A 25,856-nucleotide genomic window follows, 5' to 3' on the forward strand; every position below is an offset into this window, starting at 1 on the left:
CGGTAGGTGTGGATACTTGAGGCACATCAGCCACATCCGCCCCCTACATCCCCCCACGAGGAGACCTTGATGAAGGTGTTAAAGCGGAGCCGCGCCCGAGCGGCCCTGCTGGCGCCTGCCGCCGCCCTGATGCTCTTGGCGTCCGCAGGTACGGCCAGCGCGAACTCCAGCCCCGGCTGGGGTGACGACAAGCCCGACGTACTCTCTGACTGCAACCAGGGCAACGCCGACCTGTGCCAGTACCATGAGATCAACGCCTGGACCTCGTACGGCGACTGGCACGAGTCGAGCAACGTGTTCTCGAACTGCTCGGGCACCGACAACGCCACGTTCCAGATCGCCAGCGCCTACGCGACGAACACCTCGTACTCGTACCAGCAGTCCACGAGCGTCGAGGTCAGCGCGGGATTCAGCGACACGATCGAGCTGGGCATGAAGGCCAGCACGGAGACCTCCGAGACCTGGACCCTCGGGGACACCCGCACCAACACGCAGACCGTCACCAGCACCGTCCGCCCCGGATACAAGGGCGGTTACTCGTTCCGTCCGCTCGTCCGGCACTCGCAGGGCTGGATCGAGGTGCACTACGGCAAGCGCGTCGACGGCCACTACTACTGGTACTACCCCGGCCAGGGTTCCGACGGCTTCCGGATCGACACCCCGGTCGCCTGGTCGGACGGCTCCCTCAAGGGCGAGCTGAAGTGGGAGACGTGGAAGTGCTGACCCGGCCGAGCTGCCCACAGTAGCCCTGAACCTTGCGGCACCACGCCACGCACGGCGTGAGAGGAGGGCCGGGCGACCCGGCCCTCCTGCTCGGTTCCGGCTACTGACCTTGCCGGCGTCATTGTCGTCGTGACTCCTCCCCCTCGTAAACGAGGGGCTTCTCGCTATGCCGGTTTGGCGTCGCGACGGACCAGCCCGGCCCGGAGAACGTTGATGGCCCCCACCGTGTCCGCGTGCGCCGAGTGGCCGCACGAGAGGCAGTGGAACCTTTCCCGAGTGGGCCGGTTCTCCTTGGCGGTGTGCCCGCATTCGGGACACTGCCGTGAGGTATTGCGGGGGGCCACCGCCATCACTTGCCGTCCGGCTCCTTCCGCCTTGGCGGCCAGGATCGCGAGGAACCCCCCCCATCCGGCATCGGCGATTGAGCGGTTGAGCCCGGCCTTCGCAGCGGCCCCTCGGGCAGGAAGCTGCCCGGCTGTTCGGGGTCCGGCTTCGGCGTGGGGGCCTTGCTCATGTTGCGGATCTTGACGTCTTCGTGCGCGATGAAGTCGTGCTCACGCACGAGAGTGAGCGCGGTCTTGTGTGCGTGGTCCAGGCGCTGCCGGCGAACCTTGCGGTGCAGGCGAGCCACTGAGCGTTTTCAGCATGGCCACTGATCGGGTGACGGGATCGGTGCCCGCAACGCACGAGGCTCCCGTGCTGTTGGGGGAGGTATTCGAAGTCTCAACCCACAGGCACAGGAGCCGCGTTGGTTCCGTATTCTGCCGCACTCGACCTGCCTCACACCCTGGTCGAGTGGGTCACGATGCTCATCGTCACCCGCGAGGGTGACCGCCGCTGCAAGCTCCCGCCGCACCAGCGTGCGCTGGTCGGGCTGGTGTACCTGCGCCGGCACGACACCCTCACGCAGATCGCGGCCGGGTTCGGCATATCTGTCGGCACCGCCCATGCTTACACGGCTGCCGTCATCAATCTGCTCGCCGACCGCGCACCCGGCCTGCTGCGTGCCCTGCGCGAAGCCAACCCCGACTACGTCCTGCTGGACGGGACGCTCGCCGAGCGCGACAGGATCGGCGACGGCCGCGCCGACTACTCCTCCCACAAGCACCGCCGCCACGGGGTGAACGTGCAGCTGGTGACCGATTCAGCCGGGCGGCTGCTGTGGATCTCCCGCACTGCCCGGCCGTGCCCACGACCTGACGGCGGCGCGTGACCACCGGATCATGCGGATCTGCGAGCGCCAGGCGTCCCAGTCCTCGCCGATCGGGCTTACATGGGAGCCGGCTCGTGGGTGACGACACCCCTCAGACGCTCACCAGGCCGCGAGCTCACACCGACCCAGCAAACCGTCAACCGTGCACTGTCCGCGGCACGGGCACCGGTCGAGCGCGGTGTCGCACGACTGAAGTCCTGGCGCATCTTCCGCAGATCCCGGTGCAGCCCGAATCGCATGACGTCAATCGCCGCAGCCGTCCTCACGCTGGAGCGGCAAACGCTGAAAGACCTCATTGATTCCTTTTCGGAACAGCCACCGATCGGGTGAATCCGCGACGGCGGCCCGATGCGCCCCGGGCGGCGGCTGCTCTGCCTGGCGGCCTCGTCAACGCACTCGGCGGCCTCGCCCGCCGGAGGGGCAGCCGACTTCGCGTAGGACCGAAGCCCCATTGCTCCCACGGTCACACAGCCGAACATCCCACGCCTGCCGTCGTCCCGGTCATCTACGGAGGCTCGACGGTTGATGGCTCGTAGCTCTGCCTCGGGCGACGGGATCAGCTTCCGGGGCGGCGCGTGTCATGCCGCCCCGGGGCCGGGTATGTGTGTCGGCGCAAGGTCACTTATCGAGCGGTCGGAGTGGTCAGGGCCGGTAGAACGTCTCGCAATCGAGTGGGGACGCGGTGGCGTCGTCAAGGCAGACGACGACATACGCGGCCCCGCCGGGCACGTCTGCGGGGACTGCCGGGAAGTCGTCGAGCGAATACGTCACGTCGCACTTGGTACTGGTGCTCTTGGCGCCGAGGCGGATACCCGAGGCGTCGTACGCGCCGACCCACGCCCTGCGGCAGCCGACGGCCCGGAGCGCTCCGTCGACCCCTACCGAACGGTTGTACCAGGTCAGAGTGCCGCTGATGTAGCTGGCGCCATACGAGACGCCTGTGATGGGCGTGGTCGGGTACGCCGCAGTCTGCGCGCCCGCGGCCGGCGCTCCCAGTACGGTGGCTGCGGTCAGAACGGCGGAGCCGACAGCGGCGGCGAGTTGCGGCTTCAAGTGGTCCTCCAGACGGGACGAGTCGGTTGTCGCCTCACATCCTGGGCAGGTCGACCATCCGTTGCCCATCCTTTAAGCCACCGCTTAAAGGGGCTGCCAGGGCGGTGGGTGCGGCAGTACCTCACACACCTCGGTTCGCTTGTTCGGTGGTGTGTGACAGGAAGGCGACGTTCGTTCGCGGCGTCCTCGCGCCGTCACGGTTGCGTCAGGGCGCCCGTCCACAGCAGGGCCAGCCCGAGCGGGGTGATGAGGTGGAGTACGGAGCTGCCGCGGCGGCTGGTGGTGATGAGGCCCGAGTCGCGCAGCACGGTCGCGTGCTGGCTGGCCGCGGCGGCCGTGACGTTGAGGCGGCGGGCCAGTTCGCTCGTTGTGCAGCCTTCCGCCGTCACTCGCAGGGCGGCGGCTCGGGTGCGGCCGAGCAGGGACTCCAGGTTCCGGACGGTCGCGCTGTCCGACTCCGCCGCTCCGGTGCCGGTCAGTGGCCGGCGGAGGGCCGGTACGGTCAGGCGGGGTGGCTGAGCGGTGTCGAGCGGGTCCCACAGGAAACTCACCGGGTGCTTCGAGAAGACCGTGGGCGTGATGATGAGTCCCCGCCCCTGGAGGTGCACATCGACTCGGCGCGGGTAGGGGGCTTCGAGCACCGGCGGACGCCAGCGGACCAGTGGTGCACAGATCGAGCGCAGCAGGAGATCGACGCCTCCCTCCAGCATCAGGTTCGCGCTACGGGTGGACAGCGCGACCAGTTCGGACCGTCCTCTGTCCCAGTAGGGCTCGACGGTCAGTCGGTGGCAGGCGCGCAGGGCCTTCGCCAGCTCCCGCAGCGCGTCACGGTCGCCCTCCGCCACCCGTCTGGCCCACGGCAGTTGTCCGGGACGGAAGTCGAGACACTCGATCTCGCGGCGCAGCTGGGACACCGGGGCGTGCAGCAGATTGTCCACGGCGTGGTCCAGAGAGGGCACATCGCCCGTCAGGGCCAGCAGATCAAGCCCGGGACCGCGCGTCGGGACCAGGGATGTCAAGGGGAGTGTGTCGGCCCCCGTCCTGCCCGCGACCGCCGAGCGCCAGGTGCGGAGGTGCGTAGGCACCCGGTTGCCTCTCAGTAGCTCCAGGCTGTAGTAGACCTCGGCCGCGACGCCGATGGTCGCGGCCACCCGGGTCCTGGCGAGGTCTTCCGCCGTGAAGTGAACACGTAACACCTGCCGGTCTCCTGCCGCCGAAGGGAGTGCGTGAACGCCCCTCAGCCTGCCCCACCTCGTACCGCCCAATCGGGCGTCGAGCGCAGGACCCGTCCGTCGGCCATGCGTTCGAGCCGGTGAACGCCAGCGGCCCTATCGGCTGATGGATCGCCGCATCACCCGATCAGGGGCCACGCTGAAAAGGCTCACTGTTTCCACGGCCTTGCGCCGCCGTCTGCTTGCGCGCTTGCACCGGCTGAGGGCGTGCTGTGCGGCTTCGACCCTCTGGGCGGCCTTCGCCCCGTGGCGGGGGTTGGCAACGAACCCGCTGCCTGAGTCGGCGAGGACGTTCGCGATGCCCGCGGTTCCTGGCGGTACCGCCCCGACCGCAGCACGATCCGCATGCAGCGCAGTCTCGTCAGCCGTTCGATGTGCCGCTGTGAGCGTGCGGGGGCTGTGCGTGGTGCAGGCGGATGCGGCCCTTGCCGGCGGCTTTGGCCGCGTACATGGCCAGGTCGGCCTGGTGCAGCAGCTGCTCCGGTGTGATGCCCGGTACGGCCACGGCCATGCCGATGGAGGCCGACACCTCAGCCTTCACGGTGCCGATCGGGTACGGCTGCGTCAGCACGGTCAGGATCCGCTGGGCGACTTCCTGAGCACTCGAGGGATGTGCTCCCGCCTCCCACTCGAGGAGGGCCGCGAACTCGTCGCCGCCGAGGCGGGCCACCGTGTCCCCCGCCCGTACGGATGACTGGAGCCGACGCGCGGCATGCCTCAGGACCGTGTCCCCTGCCGCGTGCCCCGCCGAGTCATTGACCGCTTTGAAGCCGTCCAGGTCCATGAAGAGCACCACGGGCGGGGCCTCATCCGTGATCCGCTTCCGCAGCGCATGGGCGACCCTGTCGGCGAACAGAGCCCGGTTGGGCAGGCCGGTCAATGCGTCGTGGTAGGCCAGGCGCTCCAGCTGCACCTGCTGCGCAACCCGCTCGCTGACATCGCGACTGATGAAGATCAGTCCATCGGGGTGGTGGTTGATCGTCGATTCGACGTGGCGCCAGCTTCCGTCGGCGGCCTGCACCCGGCATGACACCCGGCGACCCGGCCCGCGGATGTCCGATTCGGCGTCCTGCCGCAGTGTCTGGACGGCTTGCATCAGCTTCTCGCGGTCGTCCGGATGGGTGTAGAGGGGCAGGCGAGCGCCCTCAAGGTCCTCGGGCCGGTGGCCGTAGACCCAGCGTGCGGCCGGGCTCACGTAGAGCACACGCTCGTCCAGGGAGACGATCGTGATCACGTCGGAGGTGCGGTCGACCAGCGTTCGGTAGTGATCCTCGCGCTCCGCGGTCTCATGCGTGATCCTGAGGTGGTCGGCGTGGATGACGCCCTGGCGGACGCCGAGCGCGAGAAGCACTGAACCCGCCAAAGCCGACATCACCGTATCGAGCGGTCCGCCGGCGACGGTGTGGGCCGCGATGGCCAGCGCACAAAAGACCACGGGCACGAACGCCGCCACCACACCGATGACGGGCATCATCCGCCGGCCGAACCCCACGACGCTCACCCCGCCGGGCAGCCACGGCGCCACGGCGACGAGGAGCAGCCCGACCGCCGAACTTGCCGCGCCGAGGGGGATCCCCTCCCATGAGCCCGGCTCTGGCGGCAGGATCCGAAGCACGTCGCCCGCGCCCAGAGCAACGAGCGCCAGGACGGCCACGGTGGTCGCCGTGCGCTGGGCGTGCGGCAGGCAAAACCGCAAGGCGACCAGCAGCCCGAACACGAGGATGTCCGCCCCCACACGGGCGAGACCGAGGAATGAAGCCGATGCGTCATCGCCCCGGTCGGCGCGATGCAGCAGCAGGACCCAGCCCACCGTGAACAGGGACCCCGCAATCAGCCAGCCGTCCAGCAGCCGCCGTAACCGGATCAGGGTCGTACCGTCCTCCGTCGCCGCCATCACCAGCGCGGCAACAGCGCCCCCCAGGCATGCGGCGATCCCGACGCATGCCAGCACCCGGACGACGGGGCGAAAGACGCCCACAGCGGGGCTCGACGCACCCATCTGATCTACGAGGACATAATGCAGGCCGCCTGCGGCCACCGAGATAGCGGACAGCGTGAGACGAAGCCGGACTCGTCCCCCCACGGTCCGGGCACGAACCAGGAGAGAGGCCGCGGCTGTCCCATGCGCCACCGGCACTGCGATGCCTGTCGACACGACGACAGCCACCACCGCGCCCGCTACGACGGCGACGGCCACCACCGCGCCCTCAGACACTGCCTTGCCGGCTTTCGTGACACGCAGCCGGCCGAGGCGAGCAGTGCGGCCAGTCCGGTCACGACCAGCCGACGCCTGGACCATGCAAACCCCTGATGATGATCGAACCCGGAAGAGCAGAGCCCCCCGACGTCCGGAACTTCCCGGGCAGTTACGAGAGTAGGACGATCTTTTCGTGTGCCGCATAGGCAGCTTGAGGAGTTTCACCTGAAGTAGCGAGCACTCCGCCCGTTGAGCTGACGATGCCCGCACGGGTAACTGGTGTCCTGCGCCAAGTTGATCGTTAGTGCCTGTTCCTGAACCGGTTTGCTGGGTAGCCTCGGGATCTACGCTGGCGTGGTGTCCGAGGACGCCGGGCGGGCCGGAGAGCGGGTGTGCGGGAGCTGTGGTGAACGGCTGAGGCCGGGAGTGAGACCCGACGCGGTGTTCTGTTCGGCCGCGTGTCGTGCCAGGCAGTGGCGGCGGGCCCGCCGACTGCGCAAGCGGGTGGTCGCGGAGCTGGACGGCGACGGCCGGGTGAAGTGTCCCGTGTGTGGGGCGAGTTGGGTGGCAGGGGTGGACCGCCGCTCGAACGCCGTCTACTGCTCGCGGCGGTGCGTGACGAGGGCTTGGAGGGCCCGGACCGAAACGTACGGCGAACGGTCACGGTGACCGTAGCGCGAACGCATCCCAACTGCGCATCCGATCAGATACCGGTCACTTCCGGTCGTTCGTTGTGATCATAGGATTTTCGGTCTGACTCTCGAGTCTGAGAGGCGGGCCGTGTCTCGTCACGGCCAACTGCCGTGCCCGGCCCGCGGGTTGGTGGTGGATCCGTGCCCGAGGAGATCGAGGAGACCGGCGGCAAGGTCGGCAGTGTCAGTGCGAGCCGGTACGCGGAGATCGTTGCCGAGCTGCGGAAGCTGGTGGAGACGGCCAGCCGCATCCAGTTCACGATCGGCGACTACGCGCTGGAAGTCGAGCCGATGCGCGAGTACGGCGGCCAGGAGCGGAGCGATGACCTGTTCACGGTCAAGAACTCGCTGTTCGGCCTGGCCGAGGACATCGGGGTGTCGTACTCGATGGTGAAGCAGGCGAGGTGGACCGCGTCACGATGGCCGAAGGAACACCGGGTTGAGGGGGTGTCGTTCACCGTCCACCGGATTCTGGCGGGCATCGCCGACGACGAGGAACGGTTCGAGGTGCTGCGCACGCCTCCCAAGGGCAAGACCCGGTGGACCCCGGACGAGGCGAACCGGCGGGCCGGCCGTCAGGTCGTCAAGCCGGTCACCCCGCAGGAGAAGGTCAGTGCGATCCACTCGCTCGCCCAGGATGAGGAGGTCGCGGCGACGGTGACCGGCGACCTGCTGCGCCGCCCGGCAGTGGTCGCCCAGGTCAAGCCCGAGGACAAGGTCCGGGTGGTGGAGGAACTCTCTCGTGAAGACGAGGTCGCGGCCGCGATCGCCCCGGACATCCTGCGCCGTCCCGCGGTGGTCGCCCAGGTCAAGCCCGCCGACCGGGTCAAGGTCGTGGAGGAGCTGACGCGGGACGAGACCGTCGCCACCGAAGTGACCACCGGCCTGCTGCGCAGGCCAGACGTCGCCTTCAAGGCGATGAGCGACGACACAGCCCGCCACCAGGTCAACCACGCCCAGGTCGAACGCGGCCGACAGGCCCGTGAGGACTTCGACCGCACCAGCCCCATCGCCCCGGCGATCCGCGCGATCGACCGGTCGGTGGAGTTCCTGGACCTGGTCACCGCCTGCCACGCGTTCGTCGCCGCGGCTGGCCGGGTCGTCCCGGGCCTGCGTGAGGCGCCGCTCGGCGACGACGAACGCGTCTTCGTACACGAGAACGTCGCCCGGGTGCGGGCGACGCTGGACTGGATCGAGACGGCTGTCGACACCGGGAAGGTCGATGTCGACGGCGAGCTGGCCCGGCTCCTGCAAGGTGAGTAGGCGGTGCCCCGCGCCTCCGAGCGCAGATCGGCGGCGTCCCAGCGGCACGCCGACACCGTCCGGTTCGTGCTCTTCGAAGCCCGGCCGGCCGGGCTGACCTTCCCCCAGCTGATCAGGTCCAGTGAGCTGACACCGAGCCAGGCCCGCGCGGGCCTGGCCTGCCTGCGGGACATCATCGCCGAACGCGGCTGGCCGCCCCTGATCTGGACGAGGAAGGACGGCTACCGGTTCTGCTCCGACCCCGCCGAACTCCAGGCATACGAACTCGTGATCATCCGGGAAAAGCTCACCGAGATCCGCCGCTTCATCACCGGGGTCGTCGCCCCGCACGCGGCTCTCCAGCCGAAGGGACGGTGGATTAAGCACCTGAACACCCAGCTCAGCTCGGTCGAGTCCACTCTCGACGTGATCGCCGACTACATCGACGCCTGACCGGGTTGGGACGGCCGCCAAGAGGCCGTCCCAAGCCCGTCTGGGGAGGGGAGGTTTAATTGCCGAGGCACCGCTGCTACCCCTCCGACACCTGGGACGACGAATGGGCCCTGATCGAACCCCTGCTCCCGGCCCCGGCCTGCGAATCCCCCAAGGGAGGACGCCCGGAGAAGCACCCGCGCCGCGAGATCGTCGACGCGATCCGCTACGTCGTCGACACCGGCTGCAAATGGCGGGCCCTGCCCAGCGACTTCCCGCCCTGGCGGACCTGCTACAACTTCATGGCCCGCTGGGCAGCGGCCGGCGTCATCGGACAGATCCGCGACCAGCTGCGCAAACGCATCCGCCGCGAGATGGGCCGGGCGCCCGGCGCGGTCGCCACCGTTCTCGACTCCCAGTCGGTCAAGGCCGCAGAAACCGTCGGGAAGGACTCCCGCGGCTACGACGGCGCGAAGAAAATCAACGGACGCAAGCGGCACCTGGTCGTCGACACCAAGGGGCTACCGCTGTTCGTCATGGTCACTCCGGCCGACATGACCGACCGCGATGCGGCGAAGGAAGTTCTGTTCCGGCTGCGGCTGATGCACCCCGAGATCACCATCGTCTGGGCCGACTCCGGCTATGCCGGACAGCTCGTGATCTGGGCGAAGAAGCACCTCGGACTGACTCTGAAGACCGTCAGCCGCCCGAAGGAAGCCGTCGGGTTCGTGATCCTGCCCCGCCGTTGGGTCGTCGAACGCTCGCTCGCCTGGATCATGCACGCCCGCCGTCACGCCCGGGACTACGAACGGCTCATCCAGCATTCGGAATCACTGATCACCTGGGCGGCGATCACGCTTATGACCAGGCGCATCACTCGCCGCACATCCCGCAGAAGCGGACAGCCGGCCTCCCGCGAAGCCCAGCGGGACTGATCATTCTCAAGGGTACGGTCAGCCCCTCGCCCCGGACCGGCACGGAGTTCTATCGCCTCGCCCAGGCCGAACGCGCCGCGGCCAGATGACATCCAGGCAGGCTCCGGGAATGTCGGTGCGTGATGCCCGAAGCCGCCCAGACCGGCCAGCTCACCGGAGGGGAGGCAGCCCATGTCCGCGCGGGAGAGCAGGACACGGGGCCGCCGCCACAAGTGCACACCGTGGTGTCGCACTGGGCCAAGGACCCGGACACCGGCAAGGACACGCCTTCCGCACCCGTGGACCATCAACCACAGCCCCTGCCACCATGGTCAAGGAGGCTCTGCAGTGCGTTCTGTGGCCACCGTGCGCGGCGGCTCTCCCGCCTGTCAGCGCAATCTGCGACGACCGACCTGACGAAACCCACGATCCGTGGGAGCCGACGGGCCAGGTCATTCCGCAGGAGTTGTTGTTGCGGGATGCCCTTGGCCGACCATCGCTCAGGCCTCCACCGGGGCCAGCCGATCGAGTTCCGCCTTGGTCGAGTCCAGAAGTTCGTTCCAGGCCTCCGCGAACTTCTCGACGCCCTCGTCCTCCAGTACCTGGACGACATCGTCGTACGAGATGCCCAGCGCTGCGATAGCGTCCAGCTCCGCCCGCGCCTGCTCGTAGGTGCCGCGGATCGCGTCACCGCAGATCTGGCCGTGGTCCGCGACGGCGTTCAGGGTGGCCTCGGGCATGGTGTTCACCGTGTTCGGCGCGACCAGTTCGGTGACGTACATGGTGTCCGGGTAGGCGGGATCCTTGACACCGGTGGAGGCCCACAGCGGGCGCTGCTTGTTGGCGCCGGACTTCTCCAGGGCCAGCCAGCGGTCGGAGGAGAACACCTCCTCGTACGCCTGGTAGGCCAACCGGGCGTTGGCGATCGCGGCCTTGCCCTTGAGGGCCTTGGCCTCGTCGGTGCCCAGCTTCTCCAGCCGCTTGTCGATCTCGGCGTCCACGCGGGAGACGAAGAACGACGCGACGGAGTGGATCAGGGACAGGTCGAGACCGGCGGCCTTGGCCTTCTCCAGTCCGGAGAGGTAGGCGTCCATCACGCCGCGGTACCGGTCCAGGGAGAAGATCAGCGTGACGTTGACGCTGATGCCCTTGCCGGTGACCTCGGTGATCGCGGGCAGCCCCGCGGGCGTCGCCGGGATCTTGATCAGCGCGTTCGGCCGGTCGACCAGCCAGGCTAGCTGCTTGGCCTCGGCGACCGCGGCGGCCGTGTCGTGCGCAAGTCGCGGGTCGACCTCGATGGAGACCCGGCCGTCCTGGTGGGCTGAGGTCTCGTACACCGGGCGCAAGATGTCGGCGCCGTCACGGACGTCGGCGGTGGTGATCATCCGCAGAGCTTCCTCGGCTGTCAGCCGACGCGCGGCGAGGTCGGCGAGCTGGCCGTTGTAGCCGTCGCCCCGGGAGATGGCCTTCTGGAAGATCGACGGGTTGGTGGTCACGCCGACCACGTGCTGCTGGTCGATCAGTTCGGCCAGGTTGCCGGACGTGATCCGCTTACGCGAAAGGTCGTCCAGCCAGATCGCGACGCCTTCGTCGCAGAGGCGCTTGAGTGCGTCAGCCATGAAATTCCAACTCCTTGGGTCGTTGCACTGCTTCAGTAATCGGCGGCGGGAGAACTGGCGCGGCGGCCTTTGCCCGCACGGTGAAACCGAGCCCATGCCAAGGGCAAGTCGTGGTCAGCGTTGGTGCGGAAGTTCCTATGAGTGACGAAGCATCAGGTGCCACCGCAAAGCGAGGCCAGGCCAGTTGGTGCCTCGACCGCGACCCGCGCCCTGACGTCCTTGGCAGCATGCTGTCGCGGTAGACCTGGTCCGGCTCCGCTGAGCCCGACCGGTCCGTCGGCGTCGCGTCGCGAGCGCCGCCGTCACCATAGCCCCCGTATCTGGTTCATGTCCCCCGGCGGAGGCACCGTGTGTGCCCATAGGCGCGGCCGAGTTCGCCGCTGTCCGTGTCGGTCCGTGGGCTGCGCGTCGGTAACCAGGTAACGGACCGTGTCAGGCGTCCGATGTGCCGTCGGCGCGAGTGTCCGCCGGGCAGCCGCAGGAGCGGCGGTGCATCAGGCGTGGGCCGAGTCGCTCGGTGCGGGGCGCGGCGTCCGGGTCGGTCAGGCGTTGCAGCAGCATGGCTATGGCTCTCTCCCCGAGCTGGGCGCAGGGCTGGGCGAAGGCGGTGAGCGGAGGGGCGAGCAGGTCCGCCCCCGGCAGGTCGTCGTAGGACACCAGGGCGATGTCGTTGGGTACCAACAGTCCGGCTCCGCGCAGGGCGCGCATGCTGCCGACGATCATGGCGTTGTTGCCGACGATGAGAGCTGTGGGGGGCTCGGGGGTGGCAAGCAGCCGATGGGTCGCGGCGTGGGCGCCGACCGTGTTGGAGTGGCCTTCGGCGACCAGTGAGGCGTCATAGGGCAGCCGGGACCGTTTCAGTCCTTTGCGGTAACCGGCCAGACGCTCGGTAGTGGTGCCCAGACCGGACAGACCGCTGATCATGCCGATGCGGCGGTGACCGCGCGCGGCAAGGTGCTGGACCAGATGAGCGGTGCTCTCTTCATTCTCGGGGCCGACCTGGTCGAACCGGTCATCCACTAGCCGGTCTACCAGCACGGTGGGGACCTTGGAGGCCACCAGGTAGTCCAGGGTGCGGGCGGGATCGGTGGAGGGCGCCAGTACGATGCCGTCGACACGGCGTTGGCACAGGTCGCGCACCACCTCGAACTCGTACTTGGGCTCGTCGTGCGAGTCAGCGAGCAGCAGGATGCGCCCGGCGCGCACCGCTGCCCGGTCCACGCCTGCGAGCACCTCGGCGAAGTAGGGGTTGGTGATGGCGGAGATCACCACGCCGATCGATTCCGTACTGGAGGTTGCCAGGGACCGGGCGAGGGTGTTGGGGGTGTATCCCGTTTGCTCGATCGCCCGTTCGACCCTTCGCCGTGTCTCTTCGCGCACCTGACGAGTGCCGTTGACCACGTAGGAGACGGTGGCGATCGACACGCCCGCCAGACGCGCAACCTCCGCCATGGTGGGCAACGGTATCCCCTCTCCTGCCTTACGGTCGGCGCGACCCCTAGAGGTTAACCGCTTAGGCAGATGTTCGCCAGACTCTTGCTAAGCGCTTAAACGCAGGCTTAACGTGTCGGCCACGCCGCAGCGGTCCGCACGCGTCTGGCGTATACCCCTTCCCCTGTCATCCCCTAGAGAGGGGCCTTTTATGGCATCGCCCAGACAGATCCTCATCGCAGGCTCGGTTGCCGTAACACTTCTGACCACCGGCTGCGCGGGCGCCGGCGGCGGCGGTTCCTCGGCGGGAAGCGAGAGCATCAACGTGCTGATGGTCGGCAACCCGCAGATGGAGGACATCGCGAAGCTGACCAAGAGCACGTTCACGAAGGACACCAGCATCAAGGTGAACTTCACGGTCCTGCCCGAGAACGAGCTGCGCGACAAGGTCACCCAGGACATCGCCACCCAGGCCGGCCAGTACGACGTCGCCACCATCGGCGCCTATGAGGTACCGATCTGGACCAAGAACGGCTGGCTGCACGAACTGGGCTCCTACGCCGACAAGGACACGGCCTTCGACAAGGCCGACCTGCTCAAGCCCATGGTGCAGTCACTGTCCGGCGCCGACGGCAAGCTGTACGCCCTGCCGTTCTACGGCGAGTCGTCCATGCTCATGTACAACAAGGACGTCATGAAGGCGAAGGGCGTCACGGTGCCCGAGCATCCGACCTGGCAGCAGGTCGCCGACATCGCGGCCAAGGTCGACGGTGCCGAGCCCGGCATGCGGGGCATCTGCCTGCGCGGTCTGGCCGGTTGGGGCGAACTCGGCGCGCCGCTGACGTCCGTGGTCAACACCTTCGGCGGTACCTGGTTCACGAAGGACTGGAAGGCGCAGGTCGACAGCCCCGCGTTCAGGAAGGCCACCAACTTCTACGTGGACCTGGTCAAGAAGCACGGCGAGGCCGGTGCGGCGCAGTCCGGCTTCACCGAGTGCCTCAACGCCATGAGCCAGAAGAAGGTCGCCATGTGGTACGACGCGACCAGCGCCGCCGGTTCGCTGGAAGACCCCGCCTCCAGCAAGATCGCCGGTCACGTGGGTTACGCCTATGCTCCGACCGTTCAGACCAAGAGCAGTGGCTGGCTGTGGGCCTGGGCGTGGGCGATGCCCAAGACCACCAAGAACGCGGATGCCGCGGCGAAGTTCATGCTGTGGGCATCCAGCAAGAAGTACGAGAACCTGGTCGGCGACAAGCTCGGCTGGGCCCGGGTTCCGTCCGGCAAGCGGGCCAGCACGTACGCCATTCCGCAGTACCAGAAGGCCGCCGGGTCGTTCGGTGACATCACGCTGAAGTCGATCGAGGGTGCCGACCCGGCCAACCCGGGCACCCAGCCGCGCCCGACGGTCGGCGTCCAGTACGTGGCCATCCCGGAGTTCCAGGACCTGGGCACGAAGGTCACCCAGGAGATCTCCGCCGCCATCGCCGGCAAGACCAGCGTGGACAAGGCCCTGAACGACGGCCAGAAGCTCGCCGCGGACGTCGCCAAGAACTACCAGAAGTGACCTTCATCGCCCGGCCGGCCCTCGCGTCGGCCGGGCACCGCTTCCCCCACCCCGGCCGTCATCGGCGGAGGAACCATCCATGACCACGCTCACCGCCCCACCCAAGACAGCATCGCCACCCGTCCGCCCACGCACATCCCCGCGTGCCGGCGCGTGGAAGCGCCGCATCCCGCTGCTGCCGGCGCTGATCTTCACGATCATCGTGACCCAACTGCCCTTCGTGGCCACGCTGGTGATCTCCACCCTTCAGTGGAACATCCTCAAGCCGGGCGAGAGGCACTTCGTCGGCCTGTCCAACTTCAAGTTCGTCTTCACCGACGAGCGGCTGCGCACCGCGGTCCTCAACACCGTCGTCCTCACCGCGTCGGTGGTGCTCATCAGCGTCGTCCTGGGCCTCGGTCTGGCCATGCTGCTGGACCGGCGGTTCCTCGGCCGGGGCCTGGCACGGACGATGCTCATCGCTCCGTTCCTGGTCATGCCGGTCGCGGCGGCACTGCTGTGGAAGCACGCGATCTACAACCCCGACTACGGCCTGCTCAACGGCACCCTGAACGCCGTATGGCGACTGTTCGGAGCCGCCAACGGCCCCACGGTCGACTGGGTTTCGTCGTATCCCATGCCCGCCGTCGTCATCTCCCTGGTCTGGCAGTGGACACCGTTCATGATGCTGATCCTGCTGGCGGGTCTGCAGGCCCAACCCGGTGACGTGCTCGAAGCGGCCCGCATGGACGGGGCGTCGGCGCTGCAGACCTTCCGCCACATCACGCTGCCGCACCTGCGCCAGTACATCGAACTGGGCGTCCTGCTCGGCACCATCTACGTCGTGCAGACCTTCGACGCGGTCTACACGATCACCCAGGGCGGCCCCGGTTCCCAGACCACCAACCTGCCCTACGAGATCTACCTGACCATGTTCCGCAAGTACGAGTACGGCCAGGCGGCCGCCGCCGGCGTGGTCGTCGTCCTCGGCTCGATCGTGATCGCGACCTTCGCGCTGCGCACCATCGCGTCGCTGTTCCGCGAGGAGGTGTCCCGATGACCGCTCACACGGCAGTCGCCGCCCCCGGGGCGAGGTTCAAGAAGATCCTGCGCCGCAAGGACGACCATGGCGGCGCCCCCCGGCTCTCCCCGCTGTGGACGTTCGTCGCCTGGCTGGCCACGCTGGCGTTCTTCGCACCGGTGGCCTGGATGGTGCTCACCTCCTTCCACCGGGAGGCGGACGCGGCGACCAACCCGCCGACTCCGTTCGCGCCGCTCACCTTGGACCAGTACAAGCTGCTGTTCAGCCGGGACATCACGCCGTTCCTGCTCAACTCGGCCATGGCCAGCATCATCTCCACGATCCTGGTGCTCGCCCTGGCGGTGCCGACGGCCTACGCGCTGTCCATCAAGCCGGTGCGCAAGTGGACGGACGTGATGTTCTTCTTTCTGTCCACCAAGTTCCTGCCGGCCATCGCGGCCCTGCTGCCGGTGTACCTGATCGTCAAGGACGCCGGGATGCTCGACAACGTCTGGACACTGATCGTCCTCTACACCGCCATGAACCTCCCCATCGCGGTGTGGATGATGCGCTCCTTCCTCGCCGAGGTCCCCAAGGAGATCCTGGAGGCCGCCGAAGTCGACGGCGCCAACCTGCTCACCGTGCTGTGGCGGATCGTCGCCCCCGTCGCCATGCCCGGACTCGCCGCCACCGCGCTGATCTGCTTCATCTTCAGCTGGAACGAGTTCATGTTCGCGGTCAACCTCACCGCGACCAACGCCTCCACCGCACCGGTCTTCCTGGTCGGCTTCATCACCAACGAAGGCCTGTTCCTGGCCCGCCTGTGCGCGGCCGCCACACTGGTCTCCCTGCCGGTCCTGATCGCCGGCTTCGCCGCCCAGGACAAACTCGTCCGCGGCCTCTCCCTGGGAGCCGTCAAGTGAGCCGGACTACCCAATTCCCGGCCCGGGACACCCATTCGTTCTCCGCTCGCCATTCCACCGCACAGGTCCAGCCTGTGCCCGACATCCTGCGAGTCGCCCCGTGAAAGCCGCCATCATCACCGAACCCGGGAAGATCGAGATCGGCTCGCTGCCCGATCCGGCACCCGGTCCGCGTGAGGTCGTCGTCGCCGTCGCCGGTACCGGCATCTGCGGCACGGACCTGCATATCCTGGACGGCGAGATCGCCCGCTCCTTCCCAGTCGTCCCCGGCCACGAGTTCGCCGGAGAGGTCGTCGCCGTGGGCCGCGAGGTCACCGAGGTGCGCACGGGCGACCACGTGGCGGTCAACCCGTCCATCCACTGCGGCGAGTGCTACTACTGCGGCCGAGCTCGTGCCAATCTATGCGAGCGATGGGAGTCCATCGGCATCACCAAGCCGGGCGGTGCCGCGGAGTACGCACTCGCGCCAGTCAAGAACTGCTTCGTCCTTCCCGAAGGCGTCTCCACGGCCGACGCGGCCCTGATCGAGCCGCTCGGCTGCGCCGTACGTGGATTCGACGTACTGTCCCACCGGCTGGGCGACCACTACCTCATCTACGGGGCCGGCACCATGGGTCTGATGATGATGGAGCTGGCCAAGCGGGCCGGCGCCGCGAGCGTGACAGTCGTGGACCCCAACCCCAGCCGACTTGAGACAACTCGCCTGCTGGGCTGCACGGCAGCCGTCACCGCTGCCGGGGAAGCGAACCGTCCACGAGGCTGGGACATCGTCATCGACTGCACCGGGGTCGTCGCCGCGATCGAGGACGGCCTGTCCCGGGTGGAGCGCGGCGGCACCTTCCTCCAGTTTGGTGTCGCCTCCCCCGAGGCCAAGGCCGCCATCGAACCGTTCCGGATCTACAACCACGAGATCACCATCACCGGGTCCATGGCCCTGCTCAACAGCTTCGACCGCGCCGGTGCCCTGTTCGCCGCCGGACTCCTGCGTCCGGACGTCCTCATCAGCCACCGGTTCTCCCTGGACGAGTACAAGCAGGCGGTCGACCTCTTCAAGCAGGGCATGGGCCGCAAGATCCAGATCCAGCCGAACGGGCCGGCCCGGTGACGTCTTCTCCCGTCCCCCACGCTGGCACACCCACCCAAGGCCACTGGACGTTCACCACTCTGGTGGAACGCGCCCGCTCTCTCGCGCGCTCCGGGCGCCGGGTTGTCCTGGGCATCGCCGGGCCGCCCGGAGCCGGCAAATCCACCCTCGCCCACCGGCTGGCCGCCGAACTCGGCGCCGACACGGCCGTCGTCGTCCCCATGGACGGGTTCCATCTGGCCGACGCCGAACTGCGCCGACTCGGTCGCCGGCAGCGCAAGGGGGCACCCGACACCTTCGACACCACGGGATACCTCGCGCTGCTGCGCCGGCTCCGCGAGAGGCCCGGGCACTGTGTGTACGCTCCCCGGTTCTGCCGCAGCATCGAGGACCCCGTAGCCGGAGCGATCCCCGTCCAGCCCGAGGTGCCCCTGGTGATCACCGAAGGCAATTATCTCCTCCTGGAGGAAGGCCCCTGGCGCGCGGTCAGGCCCCTACTCGACGAGGCCTGGTACCTCACACCGGACCCCGAAACCCGGCTCGGCCGACTGATCGAGCGACACATCGCCCACGGCAAGCCTCCCGAGGAGGCCCGTCGCTGGTCACTCGGTAGCGATCAGCGCAACGCCGACCGCATCGACGCCACCCGGTCACGGGCCGACCTCGTCTTCGCACCACCGCTCCTGCCCGACTCGGTCACGGAAGGGGAGACGCTGACATAGCCGCAGCCCTGTGAAGCTTCGGCACAGCGGGCAGCCGATACGGGACGGCCGCGATTGAGAAGCCGTATCTCAACCGATCATGAAACGTGCAAGTCGAACTGGTTTCTCGCCGGGGTGATCTTCTGGCGGTCGGCGCATGAAGGCAGGGCCCCTTGGTAGCTCGGAGGTGCGAACCGAACCGAGCAGTACCAGGAGGCCCTGTTGTCGCAGTTGTACGCGCTCACGCCGGCTGTTCTCAACTCGGGCACCTGATCGTGTGATTGCCTCGCGCACGTGTACGGGAATGCGGCCGATCATCCGGACCGGGTGCGCCGGTATCCGTCGGACATGACGGACGCGGAGTGGGCGGCCACCCGGCCGTTCCTGTCAGTGCTGGCCTGGCTTCAGGGGCGGGGCGGACAGCTGGAATTTACCGACCTGCTTTCTGACTGTTCGTGATGTTCGTGGTCTTCGGTATGCGCTGTGGGAACAGGTGGGCACTGCCGGGCAACCCTGTCGTCGATGTCCTCCGCGGTTACCTCGGCGATCTTGACCACCGAAGAGACATCGCCGATCCGATACACGGGGTTCCACAAGGGTTTGTAGATCGTGGGACCGTGCTGCTTGATGGACGCCTTGGCAGCGTCAGGCTTCGACGTGGTGAGCGTGCGCGGTACCCGCACCGCACTTGCCCGCACCGGCCGCACTCGCGTCGATCAGGAGGTGCTGCGCTGGGTCTTCAGCTGCTTGGGCGCTTCACTGTAGGAGCGACTACCGGTGAGGCGCCCAGCGAGAAAGAGGCGCGCCAGTCAGCCAGTGGCTGGGGGTCGGTCGTCGAGGACGATGGTGGTCACGTCGCCGTTGGGGGAGTGCTGGGTGCTGGCGGTGGTGACGGCTTGATGGGTGCGGGTGTGGATGGCGTGGGCGAGGGCCCAGGCGGCGAGGTCGTCGTCGGGGGGCTGGTCGAGGATGTGCTGGGTGGTGACCAGCACGGCGAGCAGGGAGCGGCCGGAGAGGTGGGTGTCGATCTGGCCGTCGTCGGTGTCGCTGATCTTGTCTGGTAGCCGGAAGTGGGCGTGGGGGAGGGACTTTTCCACCAGGAACGCCCAGGTGTCCTTGTGGCATATCAGCCGGGCGGAGGAGACGGCGGCGGCCGCCAGCAGCCCGCGCCGGTATTCCGCTTGTTGCTTATCGGTGCCCGGGGTGTCGCTGCTCGGAGTACCGCCAGATCCGGCAGTTGAGGGCGACACCGCGGCCGGGTCGGGGCCAAGCGCGGCAGGCTCCGGATCATTTTCTCGGTCAGCAGGCACGGGTGCCAAGTCCCCTGCTTCGCCTGTCGCTTCGGCGGTAGCGGCGGGCGCGTGCGACATGCCGTCGAGGCTGCTCGGTGCGCGCTGCGCAGCATGCCCGTCCACTCGCTCGGCCTGGTTGGTGGGTTCGTGCGGATCGCGGAAGATGCGCTCGTCGGTGTCGGTGGGCGGGGTGTCGGCGGCATCCGGTGCGTGTTCATCGGGCACGGGTGTGTCGTCCTTCCGCTCGTCGTCGAGGCCGTCCCCGGCTTCCAGGGCTGCCGGCGCCTGCCGGACGGGAAGAACGTCCTCGTCCGGCCCCGCAGTACTGGGGATGTGGGGCAGGCCCAGGGTGTGGGCCCAGGCCTGGGCGATCTCGCGGCGCAGGTCGTCGACCGCCGTGCGGACCTGGCCGAGGTCACTGAGCATCCGTTCCTGCCGGCGGCGCAGTTCGCGGTTCTCCTCCCGCACCCCGGTCGTGCTGTAGGTGACGTGCTCCAGGACCTTGCTGTGCCGGCTCTCCTGAACCTGCTGCAGCGCCGTGATCCCGGTATGGGGGTCGGCGAGCATCCGGCGGATCTCGCCGAGCTCACCGACGATCTTCTCGATGTCCCGTCGTGCCACGCGCCCTCCCTTCGAGATGACCGGGACATCCTTTTCCGTCCATCCGTGAACTAACGCTGCACTTTTCAGCCGTTTCGCGCACGCCGCACGGATCTGCCCCAACGAGGGGACACCCCCTGCTGACGCGCCCGGTACGGCAAACAGCCGCAGCAGAACCGATTTCATCCCCTTGTGACAGGCTGCCAGATAGCAGTCACGGGCCTGTCAGGTCTGCAGCCGGCCCGGCAGGAGAGCTACGACGTCGCCGCCCAGGCCGCCTGAGGAGCACACGCACAGCACGGTCGTGCATGCCGTCGCCGACCGCCGCCCAGCCCCCGCTGCACGAACATGCAGCTGAGGGCGAAAGGCGGTCCGCCAGCAACGCCGGGATAGCTCCGTGTCTGCCTTTGGTTATCCAATCGCCCTTGGGGGCGATCGGCAGGGACCGTGCCTCATGAGCATCTCAGAGGCCTGTGCCGGGCAAGCTGCCGCCCGATCCGCGCCTAGGAGCGGAGAGGCCCGTACGGCCGGTAAAGCGCTTGCCGCCACCTTCCGTCAGAGGCTGAAACGACGCTTGATCAACGCGGTCACCCGATATCGTCAGCCTCTGCTCGGCTCCCTGGCCATCTGTCCACGTCACCGTCAGAGTTCGCGTCTCGTCCCGAGCCAGCCAGGCCCGGAAGCAGGCGACTGCAGCGGTCAGCGCCCCAGGCGAGCCCAAAATGAGCGTAACGGCTTCTGCAGGAACCGTTCCGGGTGACGGAAGGGCCCTACGCAGGACAGCCGCTCCCGCCTCCCGTCGCAGCTCGGCTTCCAGGCCCGCCACTTGATCCACCCAGCGCTGGTCCTCAGGGTCGAACCTCGTCGTGCCCGCCTGGACGGTCACCTCAATATCGGAGGCGTTTGTACTGGCGGCCTGGACGCTCACCGCAGCATCGGACGCACTCACAATGGCCTCGCGCCTCTGCACCCTTCTCGTGGGCTGATCAGTTCTGGGGTTTGGCTGGGTTGGTGGGGTGTGGGTGCGGGGCCGGCCGGTGGTGGCTGGGTTGTTGGGTGTGGTGTGGGCCTGAGCTGCGGTTGTCAGGTGTCTGGTTGGTTGATCAGTTGTGGCCGTCTTCTTGTGTGTGTGGGTCACTTCTTCTGATCGTTGGTATGCGTCGGGCCGCGTAGTCGGGTGTCGGTGAAATGTCCGGCAGGGCGGGGCGAGGGTCTCGCGCAGTCGGCGCTGTCAGTCGTTGCTCGGGGTGGTGCTGCGGTGTTCGCGCAGTGCTTGGAAGATGCGTGCGCGGTGTTCGTCCTGCGGGCTGTCGGGGTCTGCTGCAGGGGCGTCGAGGAGTGAGCCGAGGCGGCTGTACAGCGCGTCAAGGCCGATGAGTGCGTCGAGGCTTTGCAGGGTGGCGTCGTCGATGACCGGGAGCGGGGCCCGGTCGGGCGGTAGGAGCGTGGCGAGGAGGCCCAGCGGGTTCCATCCCTGGTCGAAGCGTTGGTTGATCCAAGTCCGGCAGACTTCGGACTTGGTGTGGCGCCACGCCCAGATGAGGGTGATCTCTTGCTCGGTGAGTGCGTGTACGGGTCGGCTTGCGGTCGGGGCGAGGTGGCGTGCGATCTCGTGGCTGATCAGTGAGCGGGCCTCACCAATCCAGTGGGGAACGGCCGCTGCTGCCTGTGTGTGGTCCGGGGTGTCGGAGTCGTTGTGGCTGGTGACGCGTTGGAGGGTGCGAGCAGCCAGGATGGCTCCGTCTGGCGTTTCGGCCATGGCTTTGAGGATTGAGGGCCGGTCGGTCTGCAAGGTCGGTCAGGAGGTCTTTCGCGAGGATGTCCATGGCTCGGTCCGCAGTGAACAGGCGCAGGGGCCCTTCAGGAGCGGCTGTGAGGCGGCCGTAGTACGGGGCTGCGGCTTTGAGGAGTGCGGCCGCAGGCAGGGGAGCGCCGCTTGCGCGTTTGTAACCGATGCGGCGGGTGATGCGCTGGGTGTCGTCGCGCAGACGCAGGAGGAATTCGTCTGCCTCGACACCCCAGGTACCGTTGGCGAGTTGCTCCAGGGCGAGGTCGAAGGCGTGCTCAGGGAGGTCGTCGTCGGGGACGCCGAAGACCATGTAGCGGTCGAAGTAGTCGATGCTGCCGATGCCGCGCCGGTGCGCGATGGCCTGGAAGTTGCTGCCGTGGCCGAGAGCCTGCCGGACTGGTGCGAAGAGCATGCCCATGAGGCCGATCACGCCGTCCAGGTGTTGTTCGGCGATGCCGGCGCTCTGCAGCCTGGTGCGCCAGCGGTCGATGCCCTGTTCGGGCCGTTCGTCGCGGTGCGAAAACAGGTCCGTGCTGGTGCCGGTGAGTTCGGCTCGGTGCTGCCATAGCAACTTGTAGGCGCGGGGCTCGCTGGTGCGTAGGAAGGTGACGAGAAGGAAGTCGACGATGTCGACGTTGCCGGTGAGTTGGCCGAGGGTGGCGTCCACCTGGCCGAAGAACCGTTTGATGGCGCGCGGGGTGCGCAGCCGGGCCTGCAGGTGCCGGTAGTAGGCCTCGGAGAGCCTTTGCTGCTCATCGGGAGTCAGGGTCAGGCTGTGCGCGGTGAGGACTGCGGCGAGGGAGCGGTCGACCAGGGTGTCGGCGTCGCGCTCGCGGAAGGCGGGAAGGTCTAGGCGGACCTGGATGATCTTTTCCAGGAAGTCGCGTGCGCGGGGTTCGCTGTTGCCGACCAACTCACTGCGTTGCAGGACGTCCAGCAGGGTCCGTTCGTCGAAGCTGATCAGGTAGTACACGTTGGGCAGATGCCCGACCAGGCGCACTAGCTTGAAGACGACGAGGAGTTCTTCGGGGGTGAGGCGGTCCAGGTCGTCCATGACGACGAGCACGGGGTGGCCCGCTTTGCGCAGGGCTTCTTCGGCTTTGTGTTTGGCTGCGGATGCGCTCGTGTCGCCGCTGATGCGGTTGCTGACCTCTTGGATCAGCCCCTCGGAGTCCAGGCCGAAGAGAGCGGTGACCTTTCCCAGTGGGCTGATGGCCTTGCCGAATCCGCCGATCTTCTCTCGGCCTCGGACCACCGTCCGTCCTTCGGGAGGGCTTCGCGGATCTCGCTGAACAGCGCGAGCGTGAGCGACTCCAGGTCGGAGTACAGCCATGGGTTGAGTTCCGCGACCCACCAGCCGTCACCGTTGGCGGTCTCCCGTAGACGGCGTGCCACCTTGCCCAGGACGCTGGATTTGCCCGAGCCCCAGGGGCCGATCAGCGCGAGGACTCCGGTTTCGGTCTGGGCTCGTACCCGGTCCAGCAGGCTGAGCACATGCTGGGCGTACTGCCCGTGTCCGAGTAGGTCAGGCCCTTCGTCGTGGTCGAGGAAGGGCTCGTCGTTGAAGAAGTGCGCGTCGGCCATTTGTTCATTGTCGGGACGGGGAGGGGGCCGGGTGCGGGTGTTGGTGTGTTCAGTCTGCGATGAGCCCGATGTCGGTGAGGAGCTGTTGCTGGTCGGGGTGGAGTTCGTTGTAGGTGGCGTGCTGGTGGCGTAGCCAGTCGGTGTCGGCGGGGTTGAGTTCGGTGAGGCTGTGGGCGCTGCGGATGCGGTGGTACACGCGCTGCCAGCGCAGGTTCCATGGCGGGTTCCACCAGGGGTCGATTGCGGTGAGGGCTTGGGCACGATTGGCGGGTGTGATTGAGAGGTTCGTAGTTGGTGTGGTGGGTGGGGTGTGAGCTGTGGTGTTGGTGATTTTTTGAGAAGGGGAAAGAGCGCCTCTGGGGTCCCTCCGGCGGTGGTGACGAGGCTTCTGATCTGCGTTTGTTGGGGGTCTGTTGATAAGGGGGGTGTGGTGTTGGGGATAGTTTCTAGAACCTAATCTCGATCTTTCATGACGGTCTGCCGACGGAGTCGGCAGACTGTTTTGCGTTCCGTGGCTGCTGGCGGGCAGGCCAGTAGCCCGGCTGACGTGTCGGGTGGGCGCCGGGTTCCACTGCTCCGGTGACGATGGGGCTGCTCGCAGGGACGGGAAAGTTACTGGTCAGACTGGGTTGGGCAGTTGGTGGAGCCGTTCGAGGGCGCTGGTGACGACTTGGGTCCAGGGCCAGTGGCGGGCGAGACGGAGGATCTGGCGGCGGCCGGTGGTGACGAGCTGGCCGGCCGGGCTGAACAGGCGGAGCCGCAGGCGGCGGGGCTCCCAGAGCCGGGCCTTGCCGTTCAGCGCAAGCATCGGCATCCAGGCCGGCAGGTCGAGTGCGATCTGGACGATCTCCAGCCAGACCATGTTTTGCGCGGTGTCGTGCAGGGGGAGGTTGCGCAGGCCGGTCGCGCGGGCAGCCCGGATGCGGTCCTCGGCGCGTGCCCGCAGGCGGTGGCGGAGTTCGAGTTCGGCGATGGGCCGGCCGGTGGTGTTGGTGGCGAAGCACGTGATCCGCATGCCGTCGGCGTCCGTGATCCTCAACTGGGCACCGGGGTGCGGTCGTTCCTTGCGAACGATCAGCCGCATGCCTTTCTGCCAGCCCTCGAGCATGCCGCCGGTGATTTCGGCGACCCAGGCCCCGTCCCGGATCTCTCCGTCGGGCTCGACGGCCGGCGTCCATGCCGCGGGCGGCACCTTGAGTACGGCCTGGTGGATTGCGTCGGTGATGGTCATACCGACCGAATACGACAGCCACCTTCCGCGTTTCGCGAGCCAGGCCACGAACTCATGGGTGCCGCCCGCGGAGTCAGTGCGGATCAGCGTCCGGCGCCCGCGCCGATAGGACTTGGGCAGCTGGGCCAAGGCCAGTTGGGTGGTGGTGATGTGATCGGCGGCGGTGTTGCTGCCCGCGTTCCCGGGCCTGAGTAGAGCGGCCACCGGCTCGCCGGACCCGCCTGTCCCGTGGTCGACGAAGGCCATCAGCGGGTGGTGGCCGAAGGTCTTCTTCCAGGTCGCAGCCGTGTCTTCCTTGTCGGAGTGCGCGATGACCAGGACGCCGTCCAGGTCCACGGTCACCGAGCCGGTTGCATCCGGCGCCGTCTGCCCGGCCAGCTTCCATACGTGCTGGCGCACTTGGGACCGGGCGCTGCGGATCGCGTTCAAGGCGCGCTGGCCGCCCGCTGCGAGCGTGTCGATCAGCCGGGAGACTGTCGGGTCCGAGGCCACCGGCCCGAACACGGCAGGCTCGGCCCGCAGCATGCCGACGTCGGCCAGGCAGTCGCCGCCGAGGGCGACCGCCAGCGCCGCCTCGTCATCAGCCGTGAGCTCGCCCGCTGACCAGGGGACCGGTTCAACCCCCGGTGGGTCCTGATGGCCGCGATGGGCGCGAACATGGTTCTGGGATGGATGCTGTTCAACCTGGACACAGCGCCCGCCGGGCAGGCGTTGCTCTCCATCGGCTACGGCACCCTGGCAAGCGGCGTGCTCCTGGTCAACCTGTACGCCCTTGTCCAGCGTAGCGTCCCGCCAGGGGCGGTGGGCCGCGCGAGCGGGGTCTTCCTCGCCGCGACCTACCTCCCGGCCGCAGCATCCGGCTATGCCTTCGCCGCACTGCAGGGCGCCTACGGCTGGGGCATGGCGGCCACTATCCAGATGAGCTGCCTGCCTGTCATCGGCATCGGCGCACTCCTCGCGCTTGACCTGCGGAAGCTGGGCAAGCCGGCAGCAGTGCCAGCTGGCGCGTAGCCCGACACGCGGGGCCGAGCCGGGTGACCGGCCGGCCCCGTCATGTCGAAGGCCGCCACTCGCCGGGCCCTTCCTGGACCAGCCGACAACACCTCGACGGAGCGCTGAAGTACCCGTGCCAACCGACCACGCCTGTCAGTTCGCGTCCGAAATCGCCGTGAAAAACCTGAACAACCTTCGCACCTACCTGCGATGGGATCCGGTGATGTATCGGAAGAGGAGGCAGGCGGCCTGGCTGTCCGGCTACCGCCGACTCAGCCACCGCTACGAACGCCAATCCAACTCCTTGGCCTTTCTCGGCCTCGCCGCCGCCCGGTGCTGCTACAAGC

Annotated in this window: 20 protein-coding genes and 4 pseudogenes; 11 read left to right on the forward strand and 13 right to left on the reverse strand. The window is 67.9% G+C overall.

Translation table 11 applies throughout. From position 1 onward, the window contains the following. Positions 1-69 precede the first annotated feature (69 nt). Complete coding sequence (locus FBY22_RS19490; protein ID WP_142147169.1) at positions 70-723, forward strand: hypothetical protein; 654 nt, start codon at positions 70-72, stop codon at positions 721-723. A 164-nt stretch (positions 724-887) separates the two neighbouring features. Here FBY22_RS19490 and FBY22_RS19495 read toward each other — a convergent pair. Continuing rightward, positions 888-1,354, reverse strand: a pseudogene (locus FBY22_RS19495) (RNA-guided endonuclease InsQ/TnpB family protein); the annotation flags it as partial. A 117-nt stretch (positions 1,355-1,471) separates the two neighbouring features. Between FBY22_RS19495 and FBY22_RS19500 the strand changes: the two are divergent. Further along, a pseudogene (locus FBY22_RS19500) lies at positions 1,472-2,266 on the forward strand (transposase family protein). A gap of 312 nt (positions 2,267-2,578) precedes the next feature. Here the strand turns inward: FBY22_RS19500 and FBY22_RS19505 are convergent. The 3 genes from FBY22_RS19505 to FBY22_RS19520 form a co-directional block, all read right to left on the reverse strand. Continuing rightward, positions 2,579-2,989 (reverse strand): hypothetical protein, encoded by a 411-nt coding sequence (locus tag FBY22_RS19505; protein WP_142147171.1) that lies wholly within the window; start codon positions 2,987-2,989, stop codon positions 2,579-2,581. Between the two features lie 194 nt (positions 2,990-3,183). Continuing rightward, complete coding sequence (locus FBY22_RS19510) at positions 3,184-4,185, reverse strand: helix-turn-helix transcriptional regulator (protein ID WP_174267176.1); 1,002 nt, start codon at positions 4,183-4,185, stop codon at positions 3,184-3,186. Between the two features lie 397 nt (positions 4,186-4,582). Beyond that, a complete protein-coding gene (locus FBY22_RS19520) occupies positions 4,583-6,520 on the reverse strand; it encodes a sensor domain-containing diguanylate cyclase (protein WP_142147173.1) in 1,938 nt (645 codons plus the stop codon). 731 nt (positions 6,521-7,251) lie between these two features. On the opposite strand from FBY22_RS19520, the gene FBY22_RS19530 reads away from it, so the two are divergent. The 3 genes from FBY22_RS19530 to FBY22_RS19540 are packed head-to-tail and all read left to right on the forward strand — an operon-like array spanning position 7,252 to position 9,719. Beyond that, positions 7,252-8,373, forward strand: coding sequence for a DUF6192 family protein (locus FBY22_RS19530; RefSeq protein WP_142147180.1), 1,122 nt, complete (start codon positions 7,252-7,254; stop codon positions 8,371-8,373). Between the two features lie 3 nt (positions 8,374-8,376). Beyond that, positions 8,377-8,805 carry a RacP protein gene (locus tag FBY22_RS19535; protein WP_142147182.1) on the forward strand — a complete coding sequence of 143 codons (429 nt, stop codon included), beginning with the start codon at positions 8,377-8,379 and terminating at the stop codon, positions 8,803-8,805. A 59-nt stretch (positions 8,806-8,864) separates the two neighbouring features. Beyond that, entirely contained in the window at positions 8,865-9,719 is an 855-nt protein-coding gene (locus FBY22_RS19540) for an IS5 family transposase (RefSeq protein WP_142147184.1), read from the forward strand. 479 nt (positions 9,720-10,198) lie between these two features. Here the strand turns inward: FBY22_RS19540 and tal are convergent, their stop codons facing one another. Both tal and FBY22_RS19550 read right to left on the reverse strand, forming a co-directional pair. Continuing rightward, positions 10,199-11,317, reverse strand: a complete 1,119-nt coding sequence (gene tal / locus FBY22_RS19545) for a transaldolase (protein ID WP_142147186.1) — start codon at positions 11,315-11,317, stop codon at positions 10,199-10,201. Positions 11,318-11,749: 432 nt separating this feature from the next. Continuing rightward, positions 11,750-12,769 carry a LacI family DNA-binding transcriptional regulator gene (locus tag FBY22_RS19550; RefSeq protein WP_313905426.1) on the reverse strand — a complete coding sequence of 340 codons (1,020 nt, stop codon included), beginning with the start codon at positions 12,767-12,769 and terminating at the stop codon, positions 11,750-11,752. A gap of 190 nt (positions 12,770-12,959) precedes the next feature. Between FBY22_RS19550 and FBY22_RS19555 the strand changes: the two genes are divergently transcribed. The 5 genes from FBY22_RS19555 to FBY22_RS19575 all read left to right on the forward strand — a co-directional run bounded on the left by FBY22_RS19555 (position 12,960) and on the right by FBY22_RS19575 (position 18,041). Then, positions 12,960-14,312, forward strand: a complete 1,353-nt coding sequence (locus FBY22_RS19555) for a sugar ABC transporter substrate-binding protein (protein ID WP_142147190.1) — start codon at positions 12,960-12,962, stop codon at positions 14,310-14,312. A 79-nt stretch (positions 14,313-14,391) separates the two neighbouring features. Then, a complete protein-coding gene (locus FBY22_RS19560; RefSeq protein ID WP_142143657.1) occupies positions 14,392-15,351 on the forward strand; it encodes a carbohydrate ABC transporter permease in 960 nt (319 codons plus the stop codon). Beyond that, the gene (locus FBY22_RS19565; RefSeq protein WP_142147192.1) at positions 15,348-16,235 is read left to right on the forward strand and encodes a carbohydrate ABC transporter permease; all 888 of its coding nucleotides are present in this window, start codon (positions 15,348-15,350) and stop codon (positions 16,233-16,235) included. Before FBY22_RS19560 ends, FBY22_RS19565 begins: the two co-directional genes overlap by 4 nt. Before the next feature lie 100 nt (positions 16,236-16,335). Beyond that, positions 16,336-17,340, forward strand: coding sequence for a zinc-dependent alcohol dehydrogenase family protein (locus FBY22_RS19570; protein ID WP_142147194.1), 1,005 nt, complete (start codon positions 16,336-16,338; stop codon positions 17,338-17,340). Then, the gene (locus FBY22_RS19575; protein ID WP_142147196.1) at positions 17,337-18,041 is read left to right on the forward strand and encodes a nucleoside/nucleotide kinase family protein; all 705 of its coding nucleotides are present in this window, start codon (positions 17,337-17,339) and stop codon (positions 18,039-18,041) included. The genes FBY22_RS19570 and FBY22_RS19575 overlap by 4 nt, the downstream gene beginning before the upstream one ends. 788 nt (positions 18,042-18,829) lie before the next feature. Here FBY22_RS19575 and FBY22_RS19585 read toward each other — a convergent pair. The 7 genes and pseudogenes from FBY22_RS19585 to FBY22_RS19600 all read right to left on the reverse strand — a co-directional run. Then, positions 18,830-19,933 carry a hypothetical protein gene (locus FBY22_RS19585; protein WP_142147198.1) on the reverse strand — a complete coding sequence of 368 codons (1,104 nt, stop codon included), beginning with the start codon at positions 19,931-19,933 and terminating at the stop codon, positions 18,830-18,832. Positions 19,934-20,375: 442 nt separating this feature from the next. Further along, positions 20,376-21,050, reverse strand: coding sequence for an effector-associated constant component EACC1 (locus tag FBY22_RS45770; RefSeq protein ID WP_313905427.1), 675 nt, complete (start codon positions 21,048-21,050; stop codon positions 20,376-20,378). A 93-nt stretch (positions 21,051-21,143) separates the two neighbouring features. Then, positions 21,144-21,671: a hypothetical protein gene (locus tag FBY22_RS45145; protein WP_260844943.1), complete on the reverse strand. Its 528-nt coding sequence runs from the start codon at positions 21,669-21,671 to the stop codon at positions 21,144-21,146. Between the two features lie 745 nt (positions 21,672-22,416). Continuing rightward, positions 22,417-22,956 (reverse strand): annotated as a pseudogene (locus FBY22_RS45150) (P-loop NTPase fold protein); the annotation flags it as partial. Then, positions 22,860-23,285 carry a KAP family NTPase gene (locus FBY22_RS45155; RefSeq protein WP_260844944.1) on the reverse strand — a complete coding sequence of 142 codons (426 nt, stop codon included), beginning with the start codon at positions 23,283-23,285 and terminating at the stop codon, positions 22,860-22,862. The gene FBY22_RS45155 and the pseudogene FBY22_RS45150, both read right to left, overlap by 97 nt. 49 nt (positions 23,286-23,334) lie before the next feature. After that, positions 23,335-23,481 (reverse strand): hypothetical protein, encoded by a 147-nt coding sequence (locus FBY22_RS43935; protein ID WP_160159912.1) that lies wholly within the window; start codon positions 23,479-23,481, stop codon positions 23,335-23,337. Between the two features lie 423 nt (positions 23,482-23,904). Further along, positions 23,905-25,092, reverse strand: a pseudogene (locus FBY22_RS19600) (IS1380 family transposase); the annotation flags it as partial. Between the two features lie 60 nt (positions 25,093-25,152). Between FBY22_RS19600 and FBY22_RS19605 the strand changes: the two are divergent. Further along, a complete protein-coding gene (locus FBY22_RS19605; RefSeq protein ID WP_142147200.1) occupies positions 25,153-25,527 on the forward strand; it encodes a hypothetical protein in 375 nt (124 codons plus the stop codon). The last annotated feature ends 329 nt before the right edge of the window (positions 25,528-25,856 follow it).

Origin of the sequence: Streptomyces sp. SLBN-31, assembly GCF_006715395.1 — a bacterium.
GTDB lineage: Bacteria > Actinomycetota > Actinomycetes > Streptomycetales > Streptomycetaceae > Streptomyces.

What these genes read in the sequence shown, in the direction of transcription:
- FBY22_RS19490 (WP_142147169.1), top strand. Translation starts at nt 70, where the DNA reads ATGAAGGTGTTAAAGCGGAGCCGCGCCCGAGCGGCCCTGCTGGCGCCT.
- FBY22_RS19520 (WP_142147173.1), bottom strand. Translation starts at nt 6,520, where the DNA reads ATGGTCCAGGCGTCGGCTGGTCGTGACCGGACTGGCCGCACTGCTCGC.
- tal (WP_142147186.1), bottom strand. Translation starts at nt 11,317, where the DNA reads ATGGCTGACGCACTCAAGCGCCTCTGCGACGAAGGCGTCGCGATCTGG.
- FBY22_RS19550 (WP_313905426.1), bottom strand. Translation starts at nt 12,769, where the DNA reads ATGGCGGAGGTTGCGCGTCTGGCGGGCGTGTCGATCGCCACCGTCTCC.
- FBY22_RS19555 (WP_142147190.1), top strand. Translation starts at nt 12,960, where the DNA reads ATGGCATCGCCCAGACAGATCCTCATCGCAGGCTCGGTTGCCGTAACA.
- FBY22_RS19560 (WP_142143657.1), top strand. Translation starts at nt 14,392, where the DNA reads ATGACCACGCTCACCGCCCCACCCAAGACAGCATCGCCACCCGTCCGC.
- FBY22_RS19565 (WP_142147192.1), top strand. Translation starts at nt 15,348, where the DNA reads ATGACCGCTCACACGGCAGTCGCCGCCCCCGGGGCGAGGTTCAAGAAG.
- FBY22_RS45145 (WP_260844943.1), bottom strand. Translation starts at nt 21,671, where the DNA reads ATGGCCGAAACGCCAGACGGAGCCATCCTGGCTGCTCGCACCCTCCAA.
- FBY22_RS45155 (WP_260844944.1), bottom strand. Translation starts at nt 23,285, where the DNA reads ATGGCCGACGCGCACTTCTTCAACGACGAGCCCTTCCTCGACCACGAC.
- FBY22_RS19605 (WP_142147200.1), top strand. Translation starts at nt 25,153, where the DNA reads ATGGCCGCGATGGGCGCGAACATGGTTCTGGGATGGATGCTGTTCAAC.